At 59.3% G+C, this 16,864-nt stretch carries 11 protein-coding genes; 10 read left to right on the top strand and 1 reads right to left on the bottom strand.

Translation table 11 applies throughout. From position 1 onward, the window contains the following. Positions 1–5 precede the first annotated feature (5 nt). From AC0V6K_RS03285 to AC0V6K_RS03275, 3 genes are all read left to right on the top strand, one after another. Positions 6–1,766 (top strand): BCCT family transporter, encoded by a 1,761-nt coding sequence (locus AC0V6K_RS03285; protein WP_472624748.1) that lies wholly within the window; start codon positions 6–8, stop codon positions 1,764–1,766. A gap of 355 nt (positions 1,767–2,121) precedes the next feature. After that, a complete protein-coding gene (locus AC0V6K_RS03280; RefSeq protein ID WP_472624746.1) occupies positions 2,122–4,782 on the top strand; it encodes a TonB-dependent receptor in 2,661 nt (886 codons plus the stop codon). Positions 4,783–4,856: 74 nt separating this feature from the next. After that, positions 4,857–6,806 carry a sulfotransferase gene (locus tag AC0V6K_RS03275; protein ID WP_472624744.1) on the top strand — a complete coding sequence of 650 codons (1,950 nt, stop codon included), beginning with the start codon at positions 4,857–4,859 and terminating at the stop codon, positions 6,804–6,806. Here the strand turns inward: AC0V6K_RS03275 and AC0V6K_RS03270 are convergent. Continuing rightward, a complete protein-coding gene (locus AC0V6K_RS03270; protein WP_472624742.1) occupies positions 6,798–7,136 on the bottom strand; it encodes a tRNA-binding protein in 339 nt (112 codons plus the stop codon). The genes AC0V6K_RS03275 and AC0V6K_RS03270 overlap by 9 nt on opposite strands. Before the next feature lie 75 nt (positions 7,137–7,211). Between AC0V6K_RS03270 and AC0V6K_RS03265 the strand changes: the two genes are divergently transcribed. From AC0V6K_RS03265 to AC0V6K_RS03235, 7 genes are all read left to right on the top strand, one after another. Next, positions 7,212–10,802, top strand: a complete 3,591-nt coding sequence (locus AC0V6K_RS03265) for a hydantoinase B/oxoprolinase family protein (protein ID WP_472624740.1) — start codon at positions 7,212–7,214, stop codon at positions 10,800–10,802. Beyond that, the gene (locus AC0V6K_RS03260; RefSeq protein ID WP_472624738.1) at positions 10,799–12,022 is read left to right on the top strand and encodes an Nramp family divalent metal transporter; all 1,224 of its coding nucleotides are present in this window, start codon (positions 10,799–10,801) and stop codon (positions 12,020–12,022) included. The genes AC0V6K_RS03265 and AC0V6K_RS03260 overlap by 4 nt, the downstream gene beginning before the upstream one ends. 77 nt (positions 12,023–12,099) lie before the next feature. Then, on the top strand, positions 12,100–12,579 hold the full coding sequence (locus tag AC0V6K_RS03255; RefSeq protein ID WP_472624736.1) for a (2Fe-2S)-binding protein: 480 nt from the start codon (positions 12,100–12,102) through the stop codon (positions 12,577–12,579). 3 nt (positions 12,580–12,582) lie between these two features. After that, positions 12,583–14,838 (top strand): xanthine dehydrogenase family protein molybdopterin-binding subunit, encoded by a 2,256-nt coding sequence (locus AC0V6K_RS03250; protein WP_472624734.1) that lies wholly within the window; start codon positions 12,583–12,585, stop codon positions 14,836–14,838. Between the two features lie 23 nt (positions 14,839–14,861). Then, a complete protein-coding gene (locus AC0V6K_RS03245) occupies positions 14,862–15,323 on the top strand; it encodes a c-type cytochrome (protein ID WP_472624732.1) in 462 nt (153 codons plus the stop codon). Between the two features lie 16 nt (positions 15,324–15,339). Beyond that, positions 15,340–16,284: an XdhC family protein gene (locus AC0V6K_RS03240; protein WP_472624730.1), complete on the top strand. Its 945-nt coding sequence runs from the start codon at positions 15,340–15,342 to the stop codon at positions 16,282–16,284. After that, positions 16,277–16,861, top strand: coding sequence for a nucleotidyltransferase family protein (locus AC0V6K_RS03235; protein WP_472624728.1), 585 nt, complete (start codon positions 16,277–16,279; stop codon positions 16,859–16,861). Before AC0V6K_RS03240 ends, AC0V6K_RS03235 begins: the two co-directional genes overlap by 8 nt. Positions 16,862–16,864: the final 3 nt, after the last annotated feature.

Raw genomic sequence — 16,864 nt, 5'->3', positions numbered from 1 at the left:
CATTCATGTCTGATACGCAAGACCAAGCATCACCCGAAACCGAAGCACCGATTGATCCGCCGCTGGTGGAACTGCCGATCGATACGCATGATCGCGGTTTCTATGACGGGTTCAGCCGTGAGGTGACGATCCCGGCAAAGATCATCGTCACGATGATTATTGTCTGGGCGCTGTTCTCTGCCGCATCGGAAACCCTGTTCGTTTCAATCTTTGGCGAAAGCGCAGAGCAGACGCTGGCCCGCGCCAACAGCAGCATCATTTCGCAGTTCAGCGGTTGGTATGTCTTTCTAGTTGCGGCCTTGATCGTCGTGTCATTGATCCTCGCCTTGGTGCCAAAGATCGGCAGTTTGCGGATGGGCGCGCCGGGAGAAAAGCCGGAGTTCTCGCGCTTTTCGTGGTTTGCGATGCTGTTTGGTGCAGGGATTGGCATCGGGATGCTGACCTTCTCGACCGGAGAGCCGCTGGCGCATTTCCAGAACAATCCGGATGTGATCGCGGGCAAGGTTGATGCTCTGACGGCGGAGAATGTCCGTTCTGCCTATATCTACACATTCCTGCACTGGGGCTTTGGTGCATGGTGCACGTATGCGCTGGTCGGTCTGGGGATTGGCTATGTCGCGCATCGCCGCGGGCTGCCGCTGACTATACGCTCCGCCTTGGCGCCCTTGTTCGGAGAGCGCATGTCGGGTGTCAGCGGGCACATCGTCGATATCGTTGCCGTGGTCGCGACCATCTTGGGCGTGGCTTACACGATGTCTCTGGGCGTGCAGCAATTTGTCGCCGGCCTGTTCCGTCTGACGGGCGCAGAGTGGCTGATGGTGGGTGACGCGGGGAGCGAGGTGGCTTCTAACTCTGCCATCGTTATCGCGCTGATAGCCCTTGTCGGTGCGTCGACGCTCAGCGCGCTTTCGGGCGTGGGGCGCGGGATCAAGTGGCTTTCCAATATCAATATGACCCTGTCCTTCGCGCTGCTGGCGCTGTTCGCGACGGTGGGCTCGGGAATGTATGCGCTCGAATTGCTGGGCGTTGGTATTTGGGATTACTTCGTCAACCTGCCGCAATTGTCGCTGACGCTGTTCAGCCGCGATGGCACGGAAGCGGGCGATGCTCTGGTCGATTGGCAGCTTGGCTGGTCGGTGTCTTATTGGGCGTGGTGGATCGCATTTGCGCCATTCGTAGGAATGTTCATCGCACGCATTTCACGCGGGCGGACGATCCGTGAATATATCCTTGGCGTCGCGCTCGTGCCTTCGCTGATGTGCTTTGTCTGGATGGCACTGGCTGGTGGCACCGCGATTGATTTGGAATTGAGCGGCGCTGCAAACGGAGAGATTGTCGGCGCAGCAATGGCGGACCAACTTTACGCCACGTTGGAAGTACTGCTGAGCCCGGGTGTTATGACTGTGGTGTCGGCCTTGGTAGTGGTGCTGCTGATGACTTATCTCGTCACCTCGGCAGACAGTGCGATCCTGATCATCAACACGATCAACGGCGCTGGCGAAGATGAAGGTTCGCGCCGGTTCCACATCATCTTCTGGGGACTGGCTCTGGCGTTTATCGTGGGATCGATGCTGATCGTGGGCGGGGTCGAAGCGATCCGGATCACGATGATCTTGGGCGCATTGCCGTTCTCATTCGTGCTTGTTGCGATGTGTGTGGCGATTGTGAAGGCCGTGGTGTTCGACCTGATCCGCAAGAAGCACGGTGTCCCGACAACCGCAGCAGCCTGCGAAGAGTGGGACGGGCAAGTATCGACTGGCGAGTAATTCGCGAGGTATGCTTCGCCTTCGCAAGACTAAATCAGGCTATGTTTGGTATAACTTAGAGTAACTTTGCCCGCTGTAAAAACAGAGCGCGTATAGCCGAAAATAAGTGCCAGCTGTACATCAGTACACTTGACCATTCTTCAATGAATTCATCAGGTCGTCGCGGATGTTGTTATTTTGCAACAGCGATTGCCCGACTTTCCAAAAGTCCGGATACGCCGGTGGTCGTCATGCATTAGGTTGCTTAGAGCCACCGACGTGGCGCGGAATGCTATTCCCTGCGCCCAAAAATATTAAAGGGTCTGCCGAGAGCTATTCTTGCTCCGGACCAAATTGTCTTAAGGGGACAAACAACATGATTAGATTTGCAAGCTGCGCCTCGGCGAGTGCGCTGGCTATTGCTGTCGCTACGCCTGCGTTCGCGCAGGATCAGGACACCACCGAAGAGAACGCGCAGGAACAGCGCGGCGGGGTGCAGAACATCATCGTGACGGCACAGCGCCGCAGCGAAGACCTGCAGGACGTGCCGGTTTCGGTTTCGGCCATCGGCCAGCAACAGCTCGAAGAGCTGAACATCGACACGTTCGAGGATTACCTTGAGCAGCTGCCAACTGTTACTGCTGGCGGCAACGGCCCGGGCCAAAGCACGATCTACATCCGTGGCCTCGCATCCACCACGCCGAACATCACCGTTGCCGGTGTTGCCGGTCTCGCGCCGAACGTTGCGCTGTATCTTAACGATCAGCCGCTGACGCAGCCGGGCCGTAACCTTGACGTATACGCCGCTGACCTTGAGCGTATCGAAGTTCTCTCCGGTCCGCAGGGTACGCTGTTCGGCGCCAGCTCACAGGCCGGTGTGGTTCGTCTGATCACCAACAAGCCGAGCCTCGGCGGGCTTGAAGCGTCGTTCAAAGGCGGCGTGTCCTTCACCAAGGGTGGTGAGGAAAGCTACCAGGGCGAGATCATGCTCAACGTTCCGGTGTCGGATACGATTGCCCTTCGCGGTGTCGTCTATCTCGACGATCAGGGCGGCTACATCGACAACGTTGCGGGCACCCGCGACCTGACCGAAAGCGCGCGCTTCCGTCCGGAAGGCTTCGTGCGTGAAAACGGTGTTCCAGTGAACGCAAACCGCGCCGGCTTCCAGTCGACCGCGGACCTTTCCGGTGTCACTTTCCTTCAGGCCGACAATGCTGGTCTGGCACAGGAAAACTTCAACGACACCACCTATTCGGGCTTCCGCGTCAGCGGCCTTTGGGAAATCGCTCCCGACTGGACCTTCAACGTTTCGCACCAGCGCCAGACGCTCGAGACCGACGGCGTGTTCTTCGCTGATCCGGAACTGGGCGGTCTTGATGACCTCCAGATCGAGCGTTTCGAAGAAGACCGTCTCGAAGACCGTTTCTCGAACACCGCATGGACCCTTGAGGGCCGCATCGCGATGCTCGATGTGATCTACACTGGTGCTTACACCGATCGCCGCAGTGAACAGCGCGCGGATTACACCGACTACCTGTTCGCCGGTCAGTACCTGCCGTACTACATCTGTGATGGCAGCGTGTCGTATCCAGGAGCGGGCAACAACCCGACAGGTACGTGTCAGGCGCCGAACCTCTACATCAACTCGTTCAGCAAGACCGAGGTGTTCACACAGGAATTCCGCGTCAGCACGCCGGAAGACTGGCGCGTTCGTTTCCAGGGCGGTGCGTTCTATTCGGACCTCAGCCTCGAAGAGCGCGTGGACTTCGCCTATCCGGGCAACACGCTGGCCAACCCGTTTGGCCCGTTTGCAACCAACTTCCCGCAAATGTCAGGCTTCATCTCTGATCCGGGCCCGTTCCCGGCTGAAACGATCTTCCGCAACGACATCCGTCGTACGGACGAGCAGTTCGGCCTGTTCGGTGAAGTCAATGTCGACATCGTTCCCGACCTTCTGACCGCTACCTTCGGCGCGCGTTACTACGACGTCGAAGTCGATTTTGAAGGTTCGGCGAATGGCTCGTTCTGTAACTCGGGCGCGGCGCAGGACGCCAACGCGTTCGGTACCGACATCAGCGATCTTTATGACGGTGATGGCCAGTTTACCTTTATCGGTTCGTGCAACGCAGCTTTGCGTCAGACATTCGATCTGAATGACAGTCTGGCTGACATCGAAGCGGCTGGCCTTTCTTCGGCACAGGCACAGCAGGTGTTTAACGCCATCCGCGCGCCCGACACCGCATCGACCGATGGTGTGATCGTCAAAGGCACAGTGACCTTGACGCCAAGCGAAGACACGCTGTTCTACGCCACCTATTCGGAAGGCTTCCGTCCAGGCTTCCTAAACCGTCCAGGCGGCGCAGTGGGTGCTGGCGGCTTTGTTGTGCCGTTTGAACTCGAAACCGACGAAGTGAAGAACTACGAACTTGGTTGGAAACTGGACCTTATCGATGGTCAGTTCCGTTTCAACGGTTCGGCCTTCTTCGTGGACATCACCAACCTGCAAACGCAGATTTTCGATCCTTCGATCACCAACCTGTTCTTCTCGTCTAACGCGGCGAATGCAGAGATCTACGGTATCGAAGCGGACTTCACGATCGCGCCTTACGCGGTTCCGGGTCTGACGATTGCCGGTGCGTTCTCGATCCTCGACACCGAGATCACAGAAGTTCTGATCCCGACCAACGATGTGATCGCCGGGGAAGAGCTGGCCTATGCGCCGAACTTCCAGGGTAACATCCGCGTTCGTTACGAATGGGACCTGTCGGACACGCTGGAAGCTTACATCCAGCCGCAGGTTTCGCACTCGGCATCGAAGTTCACCGACATCATCGAGATCAACAAGATCGAGCTTGATGCTTACACCGTGGCTGACCTCTCAATCGGCGTGAAAGCCGAGCAGTGGGGCTTTGAAATCTTCGGTGAGAACCTGTTTGACGAGCGTGCCGAAATCTCCGGCATCTTCGGCAACGACCGTGAACGCATCATCACCAACCGTCCGCTGACGATTGGTGCGCGTGTCTCGTTCGACTACTGATCCGAGACTAACCTGATCAAAGCGGCGGGAGTGGCGATGTTCACTCCCGCCGTTTTGCTGTCTAAGGCAGGCTTATGACGCGCGAGGAAACACTCAAACAGGCACAACAGGCGCTCCAATCGGGGCGCTTTGCCGACGGGCTGAGCCATGCGGACACCGTTCTGGCCGATGCGCCAGATGATGGCGAGGCTCTGTATATGGCCGCCGTTGCGGCGCGTTACTCGAAACAGCCCGATGCCGCGTCGTCATTTCTCGTCCGCTTGCATGCCGCGATGCCCGAATATGGCCGCGCGTGGCAGGAGGAGGGGCACCTTGCTCTTGCGCGGGGCAATAATGCAGCCGCGTTGGAAGCTTTCGCGCGGGCCACACGCTTCAACCCCGCCTTGGACGCCAGCTGGCGCGAGCAAGTTCGGCTTGGCGGTCCGGAGCAAGCGCAGGCAGCGCAGGCGCAGCTTGATCGCTTGCGCACTTTGCCGCGCGAATTGCTGGCGGTGACCAACCATTTGCATGAAGGCCGCCTGCTGCGGGCTGAAGAGTTCTGCCGTCACTTCCTGCGCCAGAACCCGCGCCATGTCGAAGGGATGCGGCTGCTTGCCAAGATCGGCGTGGAAATGGGCATATTCGAAGATGCCGAATTCTTGCTTGAAACCGCGACGCAGTTTGAGCCTGATAATGTGCAATTGCGGCTCGATTACATTGACGTTCTGCGTCGTCGCCAAAAGTTTGAGCGTGCCTGCGAAGAGGCCGAGGCGCTGTACAATCGCGACCGTGATAATCCGCTTTTCCAATCGCATTTCGCGATCGAGAGCATGCAAGCGGGCGAGTACAGCCGCGCCTTTGAACTGTTCGACAAGGTGCTCGAAAAGCTGCCCGGAGACCACGCGACGCTGACCAGCAAGGGGCACGCGCTCAAGACGATGGGACGGCAGGATGAAGCGGTCGAGAATTACCGCGCGGCCTTCGCGATCAAGCCCGACCATGGCGATGCCTATTATGCGCTCGCGAACCTCAAAACCTATACCTTCACCGATGCCGAAATGGATGCGATGCGGCAGCAGGCCGCACGCGGGGACCTGGCGTTTAACGACCGCGTCCACATCGCCTTTGCTTTGGGCAAAGCGCTGGAAGATCGTGGCGATTACGAGGGCAGTTTCCGCCACTACGAAGAGGGCAACACGCTCAAGCGCGCGCAGACGCGGTACAGCGCAGATGGGATGACCGAGGAGCTGGCGCGGCAAAAGGAATTCTGCGCGGCCGAGCTGTTCGCAAAACACGAGGGCGTTGGCCATGATGCGCCCGATCCGATCTTCATTCTCGGCCTGCCGCGCGCAGGTTCGACTTTGCTTGAGCAAATCCTTGCCAGCCACTCACAGATCGATGGCACGCTCGAGCTGCCCGATATTCTGGCGCTGGCGCACCGGCTGCGCGGGCGCAAAGCGGGCGAGCCGCAATACCCAGCGAACCTGCACGATCTTACGGCTGAGGATTTCGTCAAGTTCGGTGAGCATTTCATCGAAAGCACCCGCGTGCACCGCCAAGGTGCGCCGTTCTTCATCGACAAGATGCCGAACAACTTCCGGCATATCGGGCTGATCCATCTGATTCTGCCCAACGCCAAGATTATCGACGCCCGCCGTACTCCGATGGATTGCTGTTTCTCCGGTTTCAAACAGCTCTTCGCGCAGGGGCAGGAGTTTACCTACGGCCTTACTGAAGTAGGGCGGTACTACGCTGACTATGTCGATTTGATGGAGCATTGGGACGCGGTGCTGCCAGGCAAGGTTCTGCGCGTGCAGCACGAGGACGTGCTCGACGATCTGGAGGGGCAGACCCGGCGGATGCTCGATTTTCTCGAGGTGCCGTTCGAAGAGGCGTGTCTGGAGTTCCACAAAACCGACCGAGCGGTCCGGACCGCGTCGAGTGAACAGGTCCGACAGCCGATCAACCGCAAGGGGCAGGGCGCATGGAAACCGTTTGAGCCGTGGCTGGGTGACCTTGAGGCGGCTTTGGGCGACCTACGTTAGGCGCGCGCCATCGGGCACGTCTCTATCCGGTTCAACCAGCACAATCGCGCCTTCTGTGTTGGGAAATCCCAGCACCAAAACCTCCGACATGAACGGTCCGATCTGGCGGGGCGGGAAATTGACCACCGCCATGATGCGTTTTCCGATCAGCGTTTCGGGCGTGTAAAGCTCTGTAATTTGTGCGGAACTCTTCTTGCGTCCGATCTCTGTGCCGAAATCCAGCACCAGTTTGATTGCGGGCTTGCGCGCTTCGGGAAACGGGGCTGCTTCCATGATAGTGCCTGCCCGAATATCGGCCGAAAAGAAGGTCTTGGGCTCAATCGTCTCCATGGCGAGCTGTGTAGGAAATGACGCAATTGAAGTCGAGCAATTGCCAAGTCTTCGGAGGTGTTTCATCAACTAACCATGAGCGAAGGATGGCAATTCTGGATCGATAGAGGGGGCACCTTCACTGACATCGTTGCCCGCTCGCCCGACGGTGAATTGCTCACCCGCAAATACCTCTCGGAGAACCCAGAGCACTACGAAGATGCAGCCTTGCACGGGATGCGCGAACTGACCGGTGAGGACACACTGAGCTTCGACACCATTGACGCCATCCGTATGGGAACAACGGTCGCGACCAACGCTCTTTTGGAGCGCAAAGGGGAACCGACCATTTTGGCTATCACGCAAGGGCTGAGCGATGTTCTGGAGATCGGCACACAGGCGCGGCCCGATACCTTCGCGCTCAAGATCGAAAAGCCCGCACCGCTGTACGCCCATGTCGTCGAAATCGTCGAGCGTGTCCGGGCAGATGGGGCGGTTGAAGTCGCTATCGATGTGGAGCAGTCGCGCGAAGAATTGAGATCAGCTTATGCAAGCGGTCTGCGCGCCATCGCTATAGTCTTGATGCACTCCTATCTCCATCCCGCGCATGAGCGTCAACTGGCCCAGATCGCGCGCGAGGTCGGGTTTTCGCAGGTGTTGGTCAGCCACGAAGTCAGCCCGCTGTCCAAGATCGTCCCGCGCGGGGAAACCAGCGTGGTAGACGCCTACCTTACGCCCATCCTTCGCCGCTATGTCGACCGCGTGGCAGGGGCGTTCGCTGAAGAGCCCTCACCGGGCCAACTGCAATTCATGCAGAGTTCTGGCGGGCTGACCGACGCTGCGCAATTCCGTGGGCGCGATGCGATCCTGTCGGGACCCGCTGGCGGAGTGGTCGGTTGTGTCGAAACCGCCAAACGTGCCGGTTTCGATAGGGTTATCGGTTTCGACATGGGCGGCACTTCGACCGATGTGTCGCACTACGCTGGGATGTTTGAAAAGGTCTATGATACCGAAGTTGCAGGCGCGAAAATGCGCGTACCGATGCTGAATATTCATACGGTTGCCGCGGGCGGCGGGTCCATCCTGCGCTACGAGGACGGGAGGCTGCGCGTCGGCCCTGAGAGCGCGGCCGCCGATCCTGGGCCAGCGTGCTACCGGCGGGGCGGTCCTCTGGCAGTGACCGACATCAATGCGTGTCTGGGTAAGGTTCAACCCAAGCATTTTCCTGCAATCTTCGGCCCTGATCAGTCACAACCGCTCGATGCCGAAGCCTCTCGCAATGGCTTTGCTGCCATTGCCGAGGAACTGGGCGATGGGCGCTCGCCTGAAGAAGTGGCGGAAGGCTTTCTTGCCATCGCCAACGAGCATATGGCGCAGGCGATCAAGCAGATCTCAACCGCACGCGGGCATGACGTGAAGGACTATGTGCTCAATTGCTTTGGCGGAGCGGGCGGGCAGCACGCCTGCCTTGTCGCCGAGCGGCTCGGCATCGCAAGCATTATGGTTCACCCTTTCGCGGGCGTGCTGTCTGCATACGGCATGGGTCTCGCCAAGACCGAGGTCGAAGGCCAACGTGTCATCAACGCGAACTTGTCCGAAGAGGCCATCGAAAGCGCAAGGCAGACCGTCGCCGAGTTGCGCCAGGAAAATGTTGAGGCTCTGGGCGAGCAAGGTGTATTCGCGGAAACCACCACCCATAACGCCAGCGCAATGGTTCATTATGCTCGAACCGAGACGGCGATCCCAGTGCAAATCGGTTCGGTCGAGGCGATGAGGTCGGAGTTCGAGCGCTTGCACCGCCAGCAATTCGGCTTTTTCGCACCCGAGAAGCAGCTGGTGCTCGATACAGTTATCGTTGCGAGCGCAAGCGAAGGAGCTGCTGTCGATCCTATCGTCTCCAGTGCCTCTGCGGCGCATTCACCTGAGCCCGAAACTGTCACCCGCTTCTATTCAGGAGGAGAATGGCGCGAGGCGCCGCTGTTTGCGCGAGCAAAGCTTGCCCATGGTCACCACGTCAAGGGACCTGCGATCATTTCCGAGGACACGGGTACAACCATCATCGAACCGGGCTGGGAGGCGCGCGTTGATGCAGATGGCTGCCTGCTGATCGAGCACACCGCCTCGGCCAGTATGGAGCAGACACGCAGCACCGCGTTTGATCCCGTAACGCTCGAGATCTTCGCCAACCTCTTCATGTCGATTGCAGAGCTAATGGGCATTGTTCTACGCAACACCTCGCAATCGGTGAATGTGAAGGAGCGGCTCGACTTCTCCTGCGCGATATTCGATCCGACAGGCAATCTCGTCGCCAATGCCCCACACGTGCCGGTGCATCTTGGCTCGATGGATGCCAGCGTGAAGACGATTGTCGAGAGCGGGCAGGTGATCGCACCGGGCGATGCCTTCGTGCACAACAATCCGCACAAGGGCGGCTCGCACCTACCCGATGTGACGGTGGTTTCACCTGTGTTTGATGAAGCGGGGGAGGCGGTGCTGTTCTACCTCGCCAGCCGTGCGCACCACGAAGATATCGGAGGGATCAGCCCCGGCTCGATGTCGCCTCATGGTAAGAGCATCGGCGATGAGGGTGTGCTGCTCGACAATGTGAAGCTGGTTGAAGGCGGTGTGTTCCAGGCCGAGCGGATCGAGGCAATCCTTGGTGCGGGCGACTATCCCGCTCGCAACATCGCGCAGAACGTGGCCGACCTAATGGCGCAAGTCGCCGCCAATGCCGCTGGCGCGAAAGAGCTGCGCAAGCTTGTCGCGGTATACGGGCTGGAGGTGGTACACGCCTATATGGGCCACATTCAGGACACTGCCGAGGCTGCGGTGCGCCGAGTGATCGATGAACTGGATGAAGGCAGTTTCACCATCCACCGCGATTCCGGCGCTCATATAAGCGTAGCCATTCGCCCAGATCACACAGGCCGTAGTGTGGTCGTCGATTTCACGGGCACTAGCGCGCAGCAGGCGGATGCCTTCAACGCGCCACCAGCGGTGACGCGTGCAGCGGTGCTCTATGTCTTCCGCTGTCTGATCGATGATGACATTCCCTTGAATGCGGGATGCATGAAGCCAATCACGATCATCTTACCCGAAGGATCAATGCTCAATCCCGATGACAGCGCCGCCGTGGTCGCGGGTAATGTCGAAACCAGTCAGGCGATTACCGATGCGCTTTTCGCCGCGCTGGGACGGCTTGGCACCTCCCAGGGGACGATGAACAACCTCACCTTCGGCAATAAGCGCCACCAGTACTACGAGACGATCTGTTCGGGCGCGCCAGCCGGGCCGGGCTTTGACGGGGCGGCGGCGGTGCACACGCATATGACCAACACCCGCATGACCGATCCCGAGGTGCTGGAAGCGCGATATCCGGTCGTACTCGACGAGTTTTCGATCCGCCGCGGGTCCGGCGGCAAGGGCGAGTGGTGTGCTGGCGACGGGATAGCTCGCACAATCCGTTTCCTTGAAGAGATGGAATGCTCGATCCTGTCCGAAAACCGCGCGGTGGCACCTAAGGGAATTGCGGGCGGCGACGACGGTTTGACCGGTGCGAATTGGGTTGAGCGTGATGGCGCGCGCGTGCCTCTTATGGGCTGCGATGCGACAGTCGTCAGCCCCGGAGATCGCATCACCATTCAATCGCCCACCGGCGGTGGATTCGGGAGTAGAGTCGAAACATGAGTATTTTCCAGCGCCTCAAGAATTCGGGGCCCGGCGCGCTTGTCACGGCGGCCTTTATTGGGCCCGGCACAGTCACCGCTTGCACATTGGCGGGCGCGAATTTCGGCTATGCTCTGCTCTGGGCGCTTCTGTTTGCAACACTGGCGACGATGGCCTTGCAAGAGATGTCCGCGCGGCTGGGCGTGGTGACGCAGAAGGGGCTGGGTGAAACGCTGGCTGAATTACTGCGCGCCTCGCCATGGCGGTGGCCTTTGATCGGCCTGGTGTGCGTGGCGCTGTATCTTGGCAATGCGGCTTATGAAGCGGGGAACTTGTCAGGCGCAGCACTCGGCATTGCTGCCATCGGCGGTGAAAGCGACGGTGTGTTTCAGGGCAGCGTTATCGTCATCTCGATCCTCGCCGCACTGCTGCTGTGGTCAGGCACCTATCGTCAAATCGAGAAAGCTCTTGTGGTACTGGTGATCTTTATGGCGATCGCTTTTATCGCCACCTTTGTGATCGTGCGGCCCGATATCGCGGCGCTTTTCGCGGGGCTGGCGTTGCCGACCATTCCGGATGGCGCCCTTCTGACGATTGTCGCGCTGATCGGCACTACGGTGGTGCCGTACAACCTGTTCCTTCACGCCAGCGCGGTGCGCGAGAAGTGGGCAGGCGCAGAAGATCTTGCTGCCGCACGTACCGATACGATGGTCACAATCGGCCTGGGCGGGCTGATTGGCATTCTTATCGTCTCGACCGCCGCCGCGAGCCTATTTGCCGCTTCCGTAGAGGTCGAAAGCGCGGCCGATATGGCCAAACAGTTCGAACCGCTGTTCGGGCCAAGTGCCAAGTATTTGATGGGGGCGGGGCTGTTTGCTGCGGGCCTGACCAGCACTATCACCGCGCCGCTCGCGACCGGCTATGCGATCAGCGAGATATTCCAGATCGCGCCCGAGAAACGGGACCTCGCTATGCGCCTGATTGCGCTGAGTGTGATTGTCTGCGGCGCAGGCTTCGCCCTGACAGGTATCAAACCTGTCACAATCATACTCTCCGCGCAGTTCGCTAACGGTCTACTTCTACCGATTATCGCCGGCTTTCTGCTCTACGCCATGAACCAGCGGAGCATTCTTGGTGAATACGCCAATGGTAGGCTGGCCAACGCCATCGGGATAGGTGTGCTTTTGGTCGCCGCAGGGCTGGGCACACGGTCAATCCTCGCCGCAGCCGGAGCAATTTGAGAGGGCACTCTTCCCTTTGACCTTCCGGCAAGATAAGTTGCGTCAAGAAACCCAGCGATCAGTCGGAGAGAGCAGCAATGGCCAGTTTCACCCTCAACGGTAAGGAGACTTCTGCCGAAGTCGATCCGGCGATGCCGATTCTATGGGTCGTGCGCGAAAAGTTGGGCATGAATGGCACCAAGTTCGGGTGCGGCATTGCGCAATGCGGGGCTTGCACTGTGCATCTGGATGGTCAGCCGGTTCGCTCCTGCTCGACACCCATTTCCGAAGCCGAGGGCCGGGCGATTACGACCATTGAAGGCGTGGCTGGTCCGGATGGAGAGCTCAGCGCGATCCAGAAGGCATGGATCAGCGAGCAGGTGCCCCAATGCGGTTACTGCCAATCGGGTCAGATCATGAGCGCGACCGCTCTTCTTCGCGACAATCCAACGCCGAGTGATGAAGACATCGACAAGGCCATGTCGGGCAATATCTGTCGCTGTGGGACTTACACACGCATCCGCCGCGCGATCAAAGTCGCATCGGGTCAACTCGAGCCGCGCGAAGAGGAGGCTTGAGCCATGAACGACCAAACTTCTCCTGAGAAAAAAGAACGCGGCAAACTCGCCAAATGGAGTCGCCGCGGATTTATCGGCGCTGGCATTTTGGCGGGCGGCGGTCTGTTGATCGGCGTGGGTGTGCGTCCGGGTAACCCGATTGATGCGCTGATGCCAAAGGTCGCAGGCGGCGAAGGCGAGCAGCTGATCAACAGCTGGGTCAAGATCGACGCCGACAATATCGTCACAGCGATCGTCCCGCACTGCGAGATGGGGCAAGGTGCACATTCGGTTCTGGGTCAGATGCTGGCGGACGAGCTCGATGCCGCTTGGGACAAAGTCAAAGTGATGCAAGCGCCGACCGATGGCAGCTATGTCGTCGGTGATACCGCGCGCATGTTTGTCGCGCCGTTTACGATGCACGCCGCCGATTGGCTGGAGCCGACTTGGGACGGGCTGTTCACGCAGATCGGCCGGTTCGCTGACGTGCTGATCACGGGCGGATCGTCCTCAATCCGCACCACGGGTCAACATTCGATGCGCATTGCGGGTGCTGCGGCGCGGAAGATGCTGAAAGGTGCAGCGGCAGAGGAATGGGGCGTTTCCCCTGACGAAATCGAAACGCGCGACAGTATGCTGATCCACAAAGCATCGGGCAAATCGGCGCCCTATGCGGAGTTCGCTGCGAAAGCTGCTGAGCAACCAATGGATCAGACGCCGGTACTCAAGAAGCCTGCCGAATACCGCCTGATGGGCAAGAGCAAGGCGCGCACCGATATCCCGTCCAAGGTCGATGGCACCGCGGTATTCGGGATGGATGCAGCACCTGACGGGTTAGAGCTGTCCTATGCTGCAACCGTGCGTCCTCCGGTGCCGGGGCAGACTGTCAAAAGCATGGATGCAACCCGCGCCAAGGAAATGGGCGGAGTCTTGCAGATCCTTAATATGGGCGATTTCGTCGCGGTTGTGGCGGACAGTTACTGGCAGGCGCAGATGGCGCTGGGCACAATAAACGTGGAGTGGAGCGAGGCTGAAAGCCCGATCAAGACCACCAAGGATCAGTTTGACGCCTACGCCAAGGCGATCGACGAAGCAGGCGAAGACGGCGGCGAAGAAGCAGCGTCCAAAGGCGATGCCAAGGCTGCCTTTGATGGTGCCGAGACCAAACTCGAAGCCGAATACAAGGCGCCCTATCTCGCCCACGCACCAATGGAGCCGATCAATTGCACGGCCTTCGTGAAAGACGGGAAGGCCGATGTGTGGACCAGCACGCAGGTGCCACTGATGGTGCGCTCGGCGATTTCCGACGCGACCGGGCTTTCCAAAGACGATATCACGGTACACCACCCCTTTCTCGGTGGGTCATTCGGGCGGCGTCTTGAAGCGGTTTACGCGACGATGGCGGTGCGGATTGCGATGGCGACAGGCTATCCGGTCAAATCGGTTTGGAGCCGTGAGGAAGACACGCAGAAGGCGCTCTACCGCCCTGCAGAACTGAGCCGTTTCAAAGGCGGATTGGACAAGGGCGGCAAGCTGGTCGCCTATGACAACATCTTCACCCAGCGCAATGATCCCGCCGAGGCGAGCGTGCCGGGTATCTATGACATCCCGAACACGAAGGTGCGCGTCGCCGAAGCGCCATTGCACCTGCCCTTTGCGGCGTGGCGTTCGGTTGACCACTCACAGCACGGCTATTTCATAGAGAGCTTTATCGATGAAGCGGCTGCTGCGGCAGGTAAAGACCCGGTCGAGTATCGGATGGCCATGCTCGGCAAATCACCGCGTCATAAGGCCGTGCTTGAGAAGGTCGCCGAAATGTCAGGCTGGGGCGAGGAAACCGGCGAAGGCATCGGCAAGGGCGTGGCCATTGTCGAGAGTTTTGGCAGCATCGTGGCCGAAGTGATCGAGGTCGATATGTCTTCTGGCAAACCCCAAATGACCAATTGCTGGGCCGCATGCGACGCGGGTTATGTGATGAACCCCGATGGCTTCAGGAACCAGATTGAAGGCGGCATCGTCTACGGCCTGACCGCTGCGATGTACGGCGAGCTGGACCTGGAGGACGGCGCGATCAAGCAGAGCAACTTCCACGATTATAAGATGCTGCGCATGAACGAGACGCCCAATATCGAGGTGGCTATCATCAATTCGGGAGATGTTCCCGTTGGTGGTGCGGGTGAGCCAGGATTGCCCCCGGCAGCGCCTGCTCTGACCAACGCGATCTTTGCAGCAACCGGCAAACGCCTGCGCGAATTGCCAATTGCGAAGCAGTTTGCGTGAGGCGTTCTGAGATGGGTTTAACGATGCACAAAGGTGCAATTCTCGGCGCGAGCGCGCTTGTTCTAACACTCACGGCGTGTGGCAGTGATCCGGCCCCCGAGCCGGTCGAGCAGATCGTGGTCAGTGAGCCTGGCAAGGGCGCTACGCCTGTTTCCGCTCCTTCAACCGATGCGGGAGATCTTGTGGCGGCTGGTAAGGCCGCCTTTGCATCCTGCTCGGGCTGCCATGTTGCCGAGCAAGGCGCAGCTTCGATGGCTGGGCCAAACCTCTACGGCGTGGTCGGTCGCGAGGCTGGCGCGCTGGATGACTTCGCCTATTCCGATGCGCTCAAGGCTTCGGGCATCACATGGGACATCGCCTCGCTCGATAAATTCCTCGCCAATCCCAATGGGTATGTCGAGGGGACCAGCATGGTCGCGGGCGGTGTGACCGATGTTGAGCAACGCGCTGCGATTGTCGCCTATCTGCGCAGCTTGAGCGAGTAAGAGCACCGGCCCCCGCATGGAGCAGGCCAGCGTCTTCGAGTTTCTGGAAGAGTGTCGCCTGCGCAGGGAACGCAGCGTGCTGATTACCGTGTGCGCGGTTGAAGGCTCCTCCATGCGCAACCCCGGCACTGTGATGGGCGTGGCCGCAGACGGCAGCTTTGCTGGATCGTTGTCCGGTGGGTGTATCGAGCAAGCTGTGGTGGCCGAGGCGCTTAATGCGTTGAAAGCCGATGCGCCGCGCATGGTACGGTTCGGTGCTGGTTCGCCCTATCTAGATATCAAGCTGCCGTGCGGGGGCGGGCTGGACCTGCATTTTCAGCCCTTGCAGGAAAGCTTCCTCGCTGCCGATTGCGTCGCTTCTATAAGGGGACGGGAACCGTTTGCCATCCGCATCAGCGAGGACGGTGCGGAGCATATTGGGCGCTGGTGGCCTGCGTCTTTCGATCCGGAAACTGGGCATTCAACCTTCGGGCAATGGCCGATGCCCAAGCTGCAAATTATCGGTCACGGCGCAGGTGTTAGCGCCTTGGCGCAATTGGCCCGCACGCATGGCTGCGCGCTGCGAGTCCTGACACCGGATAGCGCGGTCATCGAAGAACTGGGCGAGCATGCGATCCACAGTCTGCTACTGGACCGCACCAGCCAGACCGACCTGCTGCTGAGCGATGCATGGACTGCCACGATCTTCCTGTTCCACGATCATGATTGGGAGATCGAGCTGATGGCTCATGCATTGGAGCAGCCGCATTTCTACATCGGCGCAATGGGCGGGCGCAAAGCGCATGCGTTCCGCACCGAGGCTCTGCTCGCCAAGGGTGTAAGCCAAGAAAAGATCGACACGATCCGCGCGCCGATTGGTGTGTTTCACTCCTCGCGCGACCCACAGACCTTGGCACTGTCCACACTGGCCGAAGTGATCCGTGCGTATCAGGACACTGACTTCGAGGCTGCACTTGGCTGATGACTTTCGTCTAGCGATCGCTGTTCTCGCAGCGGGGAAGTCTCGGCGGTTCGGTCATCAGGACAAGCTGAGCGCAATTTTTCGCGGTGAGCCGGTTGGGCTTCATGTGCCCGACACGCTGTCTCATGTTGCTGCCCATAAACGTGTGATCATCACTTCCAGCCTCGATCATGTCTGCAGGCCTCGTTGGGAAGCTTCTGGCTTCTCGGTTGTCAAAAATCCGAACGCCGATGAAGGCATGGGAACCTCTGTCGCCGTTGCTGCGCGCTTGGCTAGGCGCGCAGGAATGGATGCGATGCTGATTGCGCTCGCCGATATGCCGCTGGTCCCGCGAGAGCATTTTCTCGAACTGAGCGAGCGGGGACGGGCTGCCGGAAACGAGGCAATCCTCGCTTCGTTTGACAGGAATGCCAACATGCCTCCTGCCTTTTTTGGAAGTGACCACTTTGATGTGCTGAGCGAGCTTTCAGGAGATCGCGGCGCTGGTTATTTGCTTCGCAACGCACAGGCCATCGAGTGCCCACCCGAATGGCTCGCCGATATCGATACGCCGGAAGCCCTCGCCGCGCTGTCCTAGTTC

Source organism: Erythrobacter sp. S43, assembly GCF_057364955.1.
This window is presented reverse-complemented; position numbering and strand designations above follow the sequence as displayed.

Bases quoted from the DNA above. Each gene is read 5' to 3' on its own strand.
- AC0V6K_RS03285 (WP_472624748.1), top strand. From the start codon at position 6: ATGTCTGATACGCAAGACCAAGCATCACCCGAAACCGAAGCACCGATT.
- AC0V6K_RS03280 (WP_472624746.1), top strand. From the start codon at position 2,122: ATGATTAGATTTGCAAGCTGCGCCTCGGCGAGTGCGCTGGCTATTGCT.
- AC0V6K_RS03275 (WP_472624744.1), top strand. From the start codon at position 4,857: ATGACGCGCGAGGAAACACTCAAACAGGCACAACAGGCGCTCCAATCG.
- AC0V6K_RS03270 (WP_472624742.1), bottom strand. From the start codon at position 7,136: ATGGAGACGATTGAGCCCAAGACCTTCTTTTCGGCCGATATTCGGGCA.
- AC0V6K_RS03265 (WP_472624740.1), top strand. From the start codon at position 7,212: ATGAGCGAAGGATGGCAATTCTGGATCGATAGAGGGGGCACCTTCACT.
- AC0V6K_RS03260 (WP_472624738.1), top strand. From the start codon at position 10,799: ATGAGTATTTTCCAGCGCCTCAAGAATTCGGGGCCCGGCGCGCTTGTC.
- AC0V6K_RS03255 (WP_472624736.1), top strand. From the start codon at position 12,100: ATGGCCAGTTTCACCCTCAACGGTAAGGAGACTTCTGCCGAAGTCGAT.
- AC0V6K_RS03250 (WP_472624734.1), top strand. From the start codon at position 12,583: ATGAACGACCAAACTTCTCCTGAGAAAAAAGAACGCGGCAAACTCGCC.
- AC0V6K_RS03245 (WP_472624732.1), top strand. From the start codon at position 14,862: ATGCACAAAGGTGCAATTCTCGGCGCGAGCGCGCTTGTTCTAACACTC.
- AC0V6K_RS03240 (WP_472624730.1), top strand. From the start codon at position 15,340: ATGGAGCAGGCCAGCGTCTTCGAGTTTCTGGAAGAGTGTCGCCTGCGC.